Origin of the sequence: Corallibacter sp., assembly GCF_048381695.1 — a bacterium.
GTDB lineage: Bacteria > Bacteroidota > Bacteroidia > Flavobacteriales > Flavobacteriaceae > Corallibacter > Corallibacter vietnamensis.
The window spans coordinates 57,793-71,819 of sequence record NZ_JBLXHI010000003.1 but is presented as its reverse complement, the minus strand read 5'-3'; the positions used below and the strand labels follow the sequence as shown (position 1 = coordinate 71,819).

The window sequence follows — 14,027 nt, the reverse complement described above, 5'->3', positions numbered from 1 at the left end:
TTTTTTTATTAATAATAAGGTACTGGAGGTTCTAACAATAATGGATTTTTTGCAACATCACCGTCTGGATAAGGCATATAAAAATCACTTTCTGAAGGTGTGTAATATGCTGCCGTAACACTATCTCCTCTGTTTTGATTACTTAAAATGTTTATAGCTTGACTTCTTGGTATTCTACCTAAATCAAACCAATAGTCTCCCTCAAAAGCTAACTCTCTTCTTCTTTCTAATAAAATATCATCAAAAGTTATAGAAGAATAATCTTGACCTTGAGAAAAACCTGCTCTTCTTCGGATTTTATTAAATGATTCTAATGCTGCTTGATCTGATGTCACTCCTGCTCCTCCCATTATAGCTTCTGCATGAATTAACAATAACTCGGCATACCTCATTATATAAGTGTTATTTCCCATCATGCCCCAAGCATCAACCGGACCAGTTATATCTCCATTTAATCTACCTACAACATACTTTTTTATACCAGCACCAGCTCCTTGTGGATTGATATCATCAGGAACAATAAGGCTTGAACCATCTCCTGTAAGAATGTTAGGGTATTCATCACCAGGAAGCATAAAGGTTTCTTTTCTTCTTAAATCTTGTGCCTCATAAATATCTAAAATATCTTGAGAGGGCGCAAAAACACCTCCATATGTTGCATTTGTAACATTTGAAGTATATCCAAATTGTGTGTTACAGTTACTACCTGTACCATAAGTACCACTTGCTTTCCACTGTAAAGCAAAAATAGATTCTTCATTATTATTGTTTGCATATAGAAATAAATCTCCAAATGTTTTAGAAGGTAATTCTTCACCACCATACAACTTAAACTCACCTGAATTAATAACTTCTTCAGCATATAGTTTTGCATTTGGGTAGTCTTGAAGGTACAAATATACTTTAGCTAGCATTGCCTTTGCAGACCCTTTTGAAACATGCCCATTGTTTGCATAATTAGCTCCTCTTACTTTTTCTACAAGTCTTGAAATGGCATTTTGATAATCTGACACAATAAAAGTGTAAATATCTTCTACATAATTTGTGTTTATTTGTGGGCTATCTACATGATCTAAATTATTCTCAATAATAGGAACTGGCCCCCAAAGTCTTACTAAATAAAAATAAGATGTAGCTCTAATAAAATAAGCTTCTCCTATTGCGTTTTGAACAACATCTGGACTAACACCAGAACCAACTCTTTCTTCTAAAAAGTTTATTAATGTGTTAGCTTGTGCTATATTAGACCATAATGATTTCCATGCATTAAACAGTTCAGGGTCTGTGCTATTTAAAGAAAAGTTTACCATACCATTTACATCAGAAGAATAAGTAAACATATTTCCTGAACCAACTTCTGTTATTGCAAAGAAAGCTTTGTTATGAAAGTTAAACCATGTTCTAGTATATAATGCTTTTGTTGCTGATTGAACTTGAGCATCTGTACTATAAAAGTTATCTAGCGCTAGTGTATCTTCTGAAGGTCTATCAAGAAAATCATCTTGACATGCTGAAACAAACATCAACAAAAAGATAACACTTAATACGTTATAAGTTTTAATAATATTTTTCATTTTCTTTTTTTTAAAATTCTACATTTAAACCTAAAGAGATTGTTCTACTTGATGGATACCTACCATTATCTATTCCTGATAATAAAATGTTTTGGTTAGTACTACCTACTTCTGGATCATAACCTGAATAATCTGTAAACGTAAATAGGTTTTGACCACTAGCATAAATTCTTAATTTACTAATGTTAATTCTAGAGATTAAATCATTAGGTAAATTATATCCTAATGTAACATTTTGAATCCTTAAATAAGAGCCATCCTCAATATACCTATCAGAAATAAATGTATTTGTATTCTCACCTGAAACTGGTCTAGGATAAGAAGCTGTTGGATTATTTGGTGACCAAAAATCTATAGCCTCAGCAAGTTGGTTTTGATATAATAATGAGTTTGTAGTTCCGCTACGCTTGGTTAAATTAAGAATATCATTTCCGTATGATCCTTGTACAAAAATTGATAAATCAATATTTTTATATTTAAATGTGTTAGAAAAACCATAAGTAAAATCTGGATGTGGATTTCCTATGAAAGTTCTATCACCTTCATCTACTACACCATCTCCATTTACATCTACATATCGAACATCTCCCAAATAAGTTTCTCCTGGTGCTTGACCAACACCTTGCTCAAATTGTTGTGGAGCATTGTTCAATTCATCTAAATCTCTAAATAATCCGTTACTAATATAACCGTAAAACATCCCTACAGGCTGCCCTATTAGAGTATTTGTTACAACCATGTTATTATACCCATTTGTATTTATATCTTGAGTTAACACTAAACCACTAGGTATTGACGTAACTTCGTTTTTATAGCGTGAGAAATTAAGCGTTGAGTTCCAAGAAAAGTCTTTTCCTTTTGAGTATTTGTAATTTAAAGAAATATCATAACCAGTGTTTTTCATACTACCTAGGTTTTTGTATGGAGATTCAACACCTCCTTCATAACCAAAACCTCCTGTTATATAATCAGGCAATGGTACTTGAAATAAGAAATCTTTAGATAGCTTGTCGAAATAATCAAAATTTACTGATAAACTAGAATTAAACAACGTAAATTCTATACCGTAATTTTTTTGCACTAAAGACTCCCAAGTTAGATCTGGATTTGGAATATTAGATACTAAAAACCCTGTACCTAATCCACCATCAAAAGCAGCTAAATTTGAACTATATCTCCCATTAGGTATTTGCTGATTTCCTGTTTCTCCATATCCAAAACGCAATTTAATGTTGTCTATGTATTTTTTTGTTCCTTCCATGAAGGCTTCATTAGATAATTTCCAAGAAACACCTATTGATGGGAAGTATCCCCATTGTTTTCCTTCTACAGCTGGGTCAAATTTTGAAGAGCCATCAGCTCTGTAAGAAGCTGACAAGCTATATCTGTTATCAAAATCATAAATAGCACGACCAAAGAATGATAACAACGCCTGACTACCTTGGTAATCTGTAACTGTAGATTGATCTGCATCTGCAACGCTTATAGTTTGGATTGAGTTTGATAAAAACCCAGTTGCATAGGCAATAATACCTTCCCAATGTGTATCGTTAATTTCGTTTCCTAATAAAACAGTAACATGGTGCTTACCAAAAGTTTTATCATATGTTAATAGGTTTTTAAAGTTTGTTGAATACCAATTTTGTCTACGTTTATTTAAGTCTGCTGAGACATTTTCATTTTCTCCCCACTTATACTGTGGTGTGAACTCGTTATTTTCTGAAAACTCTGTATTAGCACCAATTTCCATTCTATATTTTAAACCATCAACTATTTTTGCTTCAGCAAATATGTTTCCATAAAAGTTTTTTCTTATTAAATCATTTGTTTTACTTAAAGCCAAAGCTACTGGGTTATAATAATTTACAGCTTGATCAGCTGGAGGACCTGCAAAACCACCATCTGGGTTTCTAACAGGTATATCTGGCGCTTGTAACAATGTATTTGAAATTACACCATTATAATTAGAATTTACAATAACATCTTCATTAGTAATACTTCCACTTAAATTAGCTCCTGTCTTTAACCAAGGTTTAACTTGGGCGTCAATATTTAACCTTGCAGAATACCTTTTAAATCCAGAACCTAAAACGGTCCCTTTCTGGTCAGTGTAACCTCCTGATAAATAATAACTAATTCCTTCCTTACCACCTGAAAATGCTAATTGATGCTTTTGTATTAGAGCTGATCTGAAAATTTCATCTTGCCAATCTGTTCCCTCTCCTAAAATACTAGGTTGCGCAAATTCTGGTCTAGGTTCTAATCCGTATTGATCTGCTAAAGCATTCTGAAGTATAGCATATTGGCGTAAATTCATAGTCTCTAACCTTTTAGGAATTTCTTGAAACCCTGTATAAACCTCATAACTTAATTTACCAATACCTTTCTTACCTGATTTTGTTGTTATGATAATTACTCCGTTTGCTCCTCTAGATCCGTAAATAGCTGTTGCTGCTGCATCTTTTAAAACATCAACAGACTCTATATCATTAGGGTTTATCATAGATAGTGGGCTTACAGTATTATTTCCTTGAGAAGAGAAATCTGTCCCAACAATTGGTCTACCACTAGTAGCTCTATTAGTTGCATCTCCTGAAACAGGAATACCATCAATAATGTACAATGGCTCATTGGTTCCTGAAATTGATGTTACACCACGAATCCTAACAGATGCTGCACTACCTGGCTTCCCTGAACTATTTGTAATGGTAACACCTGCTACTTTCCCTTGTAGCATTTGATCTACAGAGACCTGTTTTAAATCTTCTAAATCTTCTGATTTTACTGAGGCAACTGAACTATTTACATCACTTCTTTTTTGAGTTCCGTAACCTATAACTACGATTTCATCTAGGCTTTCTAAATTTTCTTTTAATGTAATAGTTAAAACTTCTTGGTCTCCAACTACAACATCTTGAGTTTTGTAACCTAAAAAACTAAAGGTTATTGTTGCATTATCGCCTACTGTTAAATTAAAATTGCCATCAAAGTCAGAAACAACTCCATTACTTGTTCCTTTTTCTAATACACTTACTCCTGGCAATGGCATACCAGTTTCATCAGACACTACTCCATTTATATTGTTTTGAGAAAAGGCAAAACATCCTAAAAAGAATAAGAACAGTAATGCATAACTACGTTTCCTAAAACAAAATGGTTTAATATTATTTTTTTGCATGTTTTTTGTGTTAGTCTTGTTAAGATTGATAATAATTTATTTTAAACCACTATATTTATAAATAACACAATTAATAGAGTGGTTTTTTGTCAAAATCAAAATTAAATATAATGTTAAGTTCATGTTAATATTATTTTGTCATTTACTAATAAAATTTTTTATAATTCGATAACATTTTATTAACATTTAACACAAAAAGGGTTGTATACAAGTGTTATAATTAAAAATAATTCTTTTAAAAACGAACAAATATGTTAAAATAGTACAAGGTAATTACAGGATACGTTTTATTCCAGAAAACTCACTCTTATACTGACTTGGTGTACAGTTTTTCATTTTTTTAAAAACCCTATTAAAATTAGCTATATTATTAAAACCGCAATTAAAAGCTATTTCAGATATACTACGATCTTTCTCTAACAACCACATAGAAGCATACCCTATTCTAACGTCATTAACATATTCAACAAATGTTTTTCCTGTTCTTTTTTTCATAAATCTATTAAAAGAAACATTGCTCATATTCACCAATTCAGATATTTCAGAAAGCGTTATTTTACTACTAAAATTCTCTTGAACATACTCATACACCGTTTTAATTTTATCACTGTTTTCAAAATTTTCCCTATTGACAGTATAAGAAGATAAAAGCCTTTGATTTCTTGAATTTGCTAGGTCATATAAAATAGATACTATCTCCAAAAAATAATCCATACCATCTGTTCTAGAGAGTTTTAGTATTCTAGATTTAACATCAGAGGCTGCTTTTTCAGAAAACAGAATACCGTGAATAGATCTATCAAACATATCCTTAATAGGCTTCATTATTCTTCTAGATAAAAATTCATCATTAAACAAATATTGATGAAACTGAATCGTAATCTCATGAATATCTCCTCCTTCACAGTTATGTGTTAACCAGCCATGATGCAAATTAGGCCCAACCAACACCAACTCTAAATCATTAATCTCTTCAATGTTATCACCTACAACACGCTTAACACCTTTTCCATTACTAATAAAATTCAACTCATACTCTGGATGAAAATGTATAGGAAAATCAAAATCATCTTTAACTCTATCAAAAACCAAAAAGCTATCCTCTGGTGATAATGGTGTTATTTCCCTGTGTACTTTTTTTAATATATCCATAATTATTCTGTAAAAATCCTTTAATTATTTGATAAAATAATATCATCAATATGTAAACTGTATTATTATTTTTGAATATTAATTAATTGTTAAGCGGTAAAATTATAAATTATATAATATTTTTCTAAAAAATTATCAAATAAATACTTTATGGCCATATTTTTAAGTATAAAACATCTGTATAGTGCTTCAAAACTATATATGATACTTTTTTTACTTTTTTTAAACTTTTCTTGTACTAGTTTCTATAATGAAACATATAAAAAACCAGATTTAGTAGATGAAAATCCATCTATGAACCTAAAAAAAGTGCACAAAAAACTATTCTATTCCACAAAAAAAGGAGTTGCTATTGGGCACCAAGATGCTACATCATATGGTGTAGGCTGGAAGTATGATGAGAATAAAAAAACAATCACAAGCGATGCAGAACAAGTTTCAGGTAGTTTACCTGCTGTTTATGGTTTTGATATAGGACATATTGAACTAAATAACAAATACAACCTAGACAGTGTTTCTTTTGACTCAATGAGAAATTTAATTATAAAAGCACATAATCAAGGTGGTCTTATTACTATAAGTTGGCATCTAGATAACCCTGTAACAGCTGGAAATTCTTGGGATAAAACTCCTGCTGTATCTAAAATTTTAAAAGATAAAAAATATAAGGTTAAGTACGAGTTATGGATTGAAAGAGTAGCTGATTTTTTTAAGTCTTTAAAAGTTAACAATGAATTGGTTCCTATAATATTTAGGCCTTTTCATGAAATGAATGGTTCTTGGTTTTGGTGGGGCGAAGGTAATTGTAGCGCTACCGATTATAAAACCCTTTGGCAGGAAACCGTGAAACTACTTCGAGATAAACATAATTTACACAACCTACTTTATGTATATTCTCCTAATAAGCTAAATCCAGAAGACGACTATATGAAGTACTATCCTGGTGATGAATATGTTGATATATTAGGTATTGACATTTATGATTTTAATGATTCTGAAGCCTTCGCAAAATCTGTGGTAAATGACCTAAACATTGTAAAGTCTATTGCAAACAAAAAAAATAAATTATTTGCATTTACTGAAACAGGACTCGAAGGAGTAAAAACCCAAAATTGGTTTACTAAAATAGTATATCCTAATATTGAAAACACGGGAGCATCTTGGATTTTATTTTGGCGTAATGCAAACAAAAAGCATCATTACCTACCTTATAAAGAGCATCATAACGCTTCAGATTTCAAAGCATTTAAGGAAAAACCAAAAACATTATTTTTAGAAGACTTAAGTAATTAATATGAAATTATTACACACTGTAGACATTATTATAATCCTACTATATTTAGCCACAATTGTTTTTATAGGGCTTTATTTAAGAAAAAGGGCTCAACAAAGTAAAGACGACTACTTATTAGGAGGAAAATCAATCCCATGGTATATGCTAGGACTATCAAATGCGTCTGGCATGTTTGATATATCCGGAACAATATGGCTCGTAACACTTATGTTCGTTTACGGCATAAAAAGCGCATGGATACCCTGGCTTTGGCCTGTGTTTAACCAAATATTCCTCATGGTATATTTATCAAAATGGTTAAGACGTTCTAATGCAACAACAGGCGCTGAATGGATAGGAACTCGTTTTGGTTTTAAAAAAGGTGCAAAATTATCACATATCATAGTTGTAATTTTTGCACTTATAATGTGTCTTGGGTATTTAGCTTACGGATTCATAGGATTAGGAAAATTTATAGAAATATTTATTCCTTGGGAATTGGTAAGCAACTATGTACCTTTTCATGTTTCAGCTGAATATGTTCCTCACTTTTACGGAACAGTATTTACACTATTTGCCGTATTCTACTCTCTATTAGGAGGTATGTCCGGAATTGTTTGGGCAGATGTAGTGCAATTTGCTATTATGACAATTGCTGCATTGGTTATAGGTTATTTAGGCTTTGTTGCTGTAGGCGAAAACACATTAAATGTTCCTAACGGTTGGAAAAATCCATTTTTTGGTTGGAAACTTAATCTTGACTGGAGCAACATAATACCTGAAGTAAATCAAAAAATAAAAGAAGACGGCTTTGGACTCTTCACTATATTTTTTATGATGATGGTATTTAAAGGAGTTCTTGTAAGCGTAGCTGGTCCTGCCCCAACCTATGATATGCAAAAAATACTTTCAACAAAATCACCTGCTGAGGCTTCAAAAATGAGTGGTTTTGTATCTGTTATACTGATGCCTATTCGCTATTTAATGATTGCTGGTTTTGCAGCGCTAGCACTTATATATTATGAAAAACTAAATCTAGTAAATGCAACTGGTAATATTGATTTTGAATTAATCCTACCTACTGCTATCATGCAATTTGCACCAGTAGGTCTACTGGGACTTCTACTAGCTGGGCTTATTGCAGCTTTTATGTCAACGTTTGCTGGCACGCTTAATGCAGCTCAAGCCTACTTGGTTAATGATATTTACTTAAAATACGCAAAGCCTGATGCATCAGCTAAAGATATTAAAAGAATGAACTACGCTACTGGTATCATAGTTGTTATCATTAGTATAATATTAGGCTTCTTTGCGAAAGATGTAAATTCAGTGCTGCAATGGATTGTTTCTGTGCTTTACGGTAGCTATGTTGGTGCAAACATTTTAAAATGGCACTGGTGGAGATTCAATGGCGAAGGATTTTTCTGGGGAATGGCGTCTGGTTTACTTTCTGCTGCTATAATTCCTGAATTATTTCCTGACGTTTTAGGGCTATACCTATTCCCTATTTTACTTGTAATTTCAATTTTAGGCTCTATAATAGGTACCTATACAGCACCACCAACAGATGAAGCTGTTTTAAAAACATTTTATAAAAATGTACGTCCTTGGGGATTTTGGAAACCTATTCATGAGAAGCTAACTGCTGAAAACCCAGATTTCAAAAAAAATAAAGATTTTGGAAGAGATATGCTAAATGTTATTCTGGGCATCATTGCCCAAACTACATTAGTTATTCTACCAATGTATATCATATTCAGACAACAAACACCTATATATATATCAGTAGCTATTTTAATTGTATGCTCTATACTATTAAAAAAATTCTGGTGGAATAAACTTGACGAAAAACTTAATTAACTATGATGAGAAAAGATTTAAATATCAAGAATTATAAATTTGAAACAATTTTTGAAAATTATAAAGCCCTAATCAGCCGTAAAAACGAAGCTTTATTCAGCTCTAACGGAATATATAATCGTTATAAATATCCTATTGTAACAGCAGATCACGTTCCTGTACATTGGCGCTATGATCTTAATGTAGAAACAAACCCTAATGCATTAGAGCGAATTGGGTTTAACGCTACTTTTAATGCTGGTGCAATAAAATGGAATGATAAATATATATTATGCGTACGTGTAGAAGGTAATGATAGAAAATCATTTTTTGCTATTGCTGAAAGTCCTAACGGAATTGACAATTTTGAATTTTGGGACAAACCTTGTATCATACCTCAAATAGAAGGAAATCCGGATACAAATGTGTATGATATGCGTCTGACACAACATGAAGATGGATGGATTTATGGAATATTTTGTACAGAACGTAAAGATCCTGAAGCACCAGCTGGCGATACAAGTTCAGCTATTGCAAATGCAGGGATATTAAGAACTAAAGATTTAATAAACTGGGAAAGATTACCTGATTTAATTTCAAACACAGGACAACAACGTAATGTTGTTATGCACCCAGAGTTTATAAATGGAAAATATGCTGTTTACACAAGACCTCAAGATGGCTTTATAAGCGTTGGTAGTGGCGGCGGAATTGGGCTTGGATATATAACAGATATGTCAAAACCAGTTGTAGAAAACGAAACAATTATAAACAACAAACATTACCATACCGTATACGAATTAAAAAATGGTCTTGGACCAGCTCCAATAAAAACCGAAAAAGGTTGGCTACACATAGCACATGGTGTAAGAAATACAGCCGCAGGACTTCGATATACTCTATACATGTTCATGACAGATCTAAACGATATAACTAAAGTTATACACCAACCTGCAGGGCATTTTATGGGTCCTGTTGAAGAAGAACGTATTGGAGATGTGTCTAATGTGCTATTTACAAGTGGTTGGATTGAAGATGAAGACGGTTCTGTTTACATATATTATGGTTCATCTGATACAAGAATGCATGTAGCAACTTCTACCATTGAAAAACTTGTAGACTATGTAGTAAACTCGCCAGAAGACACATATACATCTGCTGGATCTGTAGATACCGTACTAAAACTAATTGATAAAAATAAAGATGCTTTTTAATGCTTATAGATTATAAAACATTAAAATCAGAATTAAATAATGAGCTCTATAATATCTTAAATTACTGGATTGAGAATACTTTAGATTTAAAATACGGCGGTTTTGTTGGTAGAATTGATCATTATAATAATATAATTCCAGAAGCTTCAAAAGGCATAATACTTAACACTAGAATTCTATGGTCCTTTTCAGCTGCATCAAATCATTTAAAAACCAACGAATACCAAAATATTTGCGATAGAGCCTATGACTATTTAAAAAAACACTTTAATGACCCTATAAATGAAGGTCTTTATTGGGAATTAGATTTTAAAGGAAATACTACAAATAGTCGTAAACAAATATATGCTCAAGCTTTTGGCATTTATGCACTTTCAGAATACTATATGTTTTCTAAAAATGAAGATGCCAAAAATTGGGCAACAAAGCTTTTTAAACTCATAGAGAAACATGCAAAGGACACTAAAAAACTCGGTTATTTAGAAGCCTTTAATAAAGATTGGTCTCCTATTAAAGATATGAGATTAAGTGAAAAAGATATGAATGCTTCAAAAACAATGAACACACACCTTCATATACTTGAAGCATACACGTCTTTGGCAAAAATTTATGACAATGACGACCTTAAAGAATCACTTACAGTATTAACCTCTTTATTCTTAAATACTTTTTTGAATAAAGAAAATCACTATGAATTATTTTTTGATGATGATTGGAACTTATTGAGTCATTCTGTTTCCTATGGTCATGATATTGAAGCTGCTTGGCTTGTTATAGAAGCTGCTAAACAAATAAACAACAACGAGTTACTAAAAAAAGCAAACAAAGTTGCCATTGATGTAGCAAACACCTTTTTAGCTGAAGGCATAGATACCGAAGGAGCTGTAATTAATGAAAAAAATATTTCCACCAATCATAAAGACACAGATAGGCATTGGTGGCCTCAAGTTGAAGCATTAGTTGGTTTAAAATATGCTTATGAACTAACAAATGACAATAAATACATTAATGCCTCTCAAAAAATCTGGCAATTCACTAAAAACAACTTACTAGATTCAAAAAATGGAGAGTGGTTTTTTAGAGTTGATAAACTTGGAAACATTTATAAAAACGAAGACAAAGTAAGTATGTGGAAAGCTCCTTATCATACATCGCGTGCCTGCATAATGCTTAATAACTAACAACGTATGAAAAAGATTTTTATAATCATTATAGCCACTGCTATATCAGCAATAGGATGTTCGTCTGACACTCCTAAAAACACTCAATTTACACCAAGCGGTAGTAATGATGACACTAATGATTCTTTTATTTTAAACCCCAATGACACACAAAATTATATGGTTAATCCAAATGCAACTCAAGAAACAGTTGCACTGTTTTATAATTTAAAAACACTGTCTAAAGATAAATTTATCATTGGTCAACAAGATGCTTTTAATAGTTTTTACAACAACAATCAAGGTGATTCTGATATAAAAAAAATCACAGGTCATGACCCAGGATTATTAGGTTCTGACTTTATGTTCATAACAGATGATAATAACGACGAAACAGCTTCAAATTGGTTTTACCAGCAAGAACAAAAAATTATAAGTGATGCCATTGAAGCTTACAATAAAGGTTTAGTGAATGCTTTTTCGTGGCATTTTAGAGAACCTTATGAAGGAAACTCTTTCTATGTTAGTGAAATGACAGATTTTCAAATAAACAATGCTTTTCAGAGTATATTACCAGGTGGTACAAATCATGAATACTACAAACAAAAGCTTGATAAAGTTGCACAAATAACAAATAACCTCATTGGTGACGATGGTAAAAAAATCCCAATCATATTTAGACCTTTTCACGAGTTTGACGGACACTGGTTTTGGTGGGGAAAGCCATATTGTACAGCAAATCAATATAAACAACTGTGGCAATTCACTGTTACTTATTTAAAAGACACTAAAAATGTAGACAATATGTTATTTGCTTTCTCTCCAGATAATCAGTTTAGTACTGCTAGTGAATACCTAGAACGCTACCCTGGAGATAATTATGTTGATATTTTAGGTATGGACAACTATGGAGATTTTAATAATCAAGGGGAAATAGGTGTTACAAATGCTAATAATAAACTCCAAATTATTTCTAACCTTGCTAAAGAGAAGGTAAAAATTGCTGCACTTACAGAAACAGGTTACGCTGTAACTCCAGGACAAAATAGCCCTATACAAAACCTATATTCAAACAACATTTATAACGCAATAACAAACAATAATAATGAAATTGCATTTATGATGTTTTGGAATAACACAGAAAATAGCTACTACACTCCTATTCCTGGTATGTCAGACGCTACAGACTTTATTCAGTTTACAGAAAAAACAAAATCAGTATTAGAAAACAACATGCCTAACATGTATCAATTACCTTAATTTACTATGAAAAAAAACACTCTTATAATTTTACTACTTTCTATTATGTTTTCTTGTAAAGATAAAAAGCAAGAAACAATAAGTAGTGAGCAAGAAACACCTAGCATAAACAAAGTAGATCTTATATCTATTAAAGATTCAAAATTTTATAAAGGAGATGAACCATATTACTTTATTGGTGCAAACTACTGGTATGGCCCACTAATTGGTGCTAAAAATATTGGTGATAGAGAACGTTTAATTAAAGAATTAGATCTCATGAAATCTGTTGGAATAGACAACTTACGTATTCTGGCAGGTGCTGAAGGTGATGGCGGAGACTCGAGAGTACATCCTGCATTACAACCAGAACAAGGTGTTTACAATGAGGATTTATTAGATGGTTTAGATTTCCTTTTAGCTGAAATGCGAAAACGAAATATGTATGCCGTACTTTACATGAACAACAACTGGATTTGGTCTGGTGGAATGTCTGAATATTTAAAATGGAATGGTTATGGAGACGTGCCAAACCCGTTTTTAGAACAATACACTTGGGACGAATACATGAATTACACAAAACAATTTCATAGCTGTAAACCATGTAAAGAAGCATATTATAAGCATGTCACCTTTTTAATGACCAGAACAAACCCTTATACTGGTTTAAAATATACAGATGATAATACAATCATGTCTTGGCAAGTTGCTAATGAACCTCGTGTATTAATGACACCAGATCACGAAACAGCTTTTGCTGAATGGCTAAACGAAACTGTTGCTTTAATAAAAAAACTAGACCCTATTCATTTAGTGTCAACTGGAACAGAAGGAAAACATGGTTTTTTACAAAATATGGATATGTTTGAAAGACTACATACTAATAAAAACATAGATTATTTAGCTATGCACATGTGGCCAAAAAACTGGGGTTGGTATGATATTAATAACGAAAAAGAATCTACTCAAGTTTCTATCAAGAACGCAAACACATATATGAATGAGCACATTTTAATAGCAGAAAAAATAAACAAACCTATTGTTATGTCAGAGTTCGGGTTTCCAAGAGAAAAAGAAAGCTTATCACTTGATGCTTCTATTGAAAACAGAGACACCTTTTACAAAGCTATTTTTAACAGAATTATTGATAGTAAAAAATCACAAGGCGTACTTGCTGGTTTAAATTTTTGGGGATTTGCTGGTTTTGCAAAAACAAACCCAGATAACGGAAAGTGGCAACATGGTGATGATTTTACAGCTGATCCACCGCAAGAACCTCAAGGATTGAATTCTGTTTTTGCGTCAGATACTTCTACTTTAAATCTTATAAAAGAGGCTAATCAAACCTTGTTAGATTAAAAACTATTAGTAAATTAAATTCATAAAAAAATCCCTGAA

General features: G+C 31.9%; 9 protein-coding genes. 6 read left to right on the top strand and 3 right to left on the bottom strand.

Annotated elements, in window-relative coordinates:
- Window positions 1-8: 8 nt before the first annotated feature.
- From ACN5J3_RS06550 to ACN5J3_RS06540, 3 genes are all read right to left on the bottom strand, one after another.
- Window positions 9-1,574 carry a RagB/SusD family nutrient uptake outer membrane protein gene (locus ACN5J3_RS06550; protein ID WP_417291013.1) on the bottom strand — a complete coding sequence of 522 codons (1,566 nt, stop codon included), beginning with the start codon at window positions 1,572-1,574 and terminating at the stop codon, window positions 9-11.
- Window positions 1,575-1,584: 10 nt separating this feature from the next.
- Window positions 1,585-4,752, bottom strand: coding sequence for a SusC/RagA family TonB-linked outer membrane protein (locus tag ACN5J3_RS06545; protein WP_418511195.1), 3,168 nt, complete (start codon window positions 4,750-4,752; stop codon window positions 1,585-1,587).
- Between the two features lie 273 nt (window positions 4,753-5,025).
- Window positions 5,026-5,904 (bottom strand): helix-turn-helix domain-containing protein, encoded by an 879-nt coding sequence (locus tag ACN5J3_RS06540; protein ID WP_418509846.1) that lies wholly within the window; start codon window positions 5,902-5,904, stop codon window positions 5,026-5,028.
- Between the two features lie 201 nt (window positions 5,905-6,105).
- Here ACN5J3_RS06540 and ACN5J3_RS06535 point away from each other — a divergent pair, with 201 nt between their 5' ends.
- Genes ACN5J3_RS06535 through ACN5J3_RS06510 form a run of 6 tightly spaced genes read left to right on the top strand, consistent with a single transcriptional unit; the run spans window position 6,106 to window position 13,988 of the window.
- A complete protein-coding gene (locus ACN5J3_RS06535) occupies window positions 6,106-7,197 on the top strand; it encodes a glycoside hydrolase family 26 protein (protein WP_418511194.1) in 1,092 nt (363 codons plus the stop codon).
- A 1-nt stretch (window position 7,198) separates the two neighbouring features.
- The gene (locus ACN5J3_RS06530; RefSeq protein WP_418511193.1) at window positions 7,199-9,037 is read left to right on the top strand and encodes a sodium:solute symporter family protein; all 1,839 of its coding nucleotides are present in this window, start codon (window positions 7,199-7,201) and stop codon (window positions 9,035-9,037) included.
- A 2-nt stretch (window positions 9,038-9,039) separates the two neighbouring features.
- Complete coding sequence (locus ACN5J3_RS06525; RefSeq protein WP_417291018.1) at window positions 9,040-10,230, top strand: glycosidase; 1,191 nt, start codon at window positions 9,040-9,042, stop codon at window positions 10,228-10,230.
- Window positions 10,230-11,411 (top strand): AGE family epimerase/isomerase, encoded by a 1,182-nt coding sequence (locus ACN5J3_RS06520; protein WP_418511192.1) that lies wholly within the window; start codon window positions 10,230-10,232, stop codon window positions 11,409-11,411. The genes ACN5J3_RS06525 and ACN5J3_RS06520 overlap by 1 nt, the downstream gene beginning before the upstream one ends.
- Window positions 11,412-11,417: 6 nt before the next feature.
- Complete coding sequence (locus tag ACN5J3_RS06515) at window positions 11,418-12,650, top strand: glycoside hydrolase family 26 protein (protein WP_418511191.1); 1,233 nt, start codon at window positions 11,418-11,420, stop codon at window positions 12,648-12,650.
- A gap of 6 nt (window positions 12,651-12,656) precedes the next feature.
- Entirely contained in the window at window positions 12,657-13,988 is a 1,332-nt protein-coding gene (locus ACN5J3_RS06510) for a glycoside hydrolase 5 family protein (protein WP_418511190.1), read from the top strand.
- The last annotated feature ends 39 nt before the right edge of the window (window positions 13,989-14,027 follow it).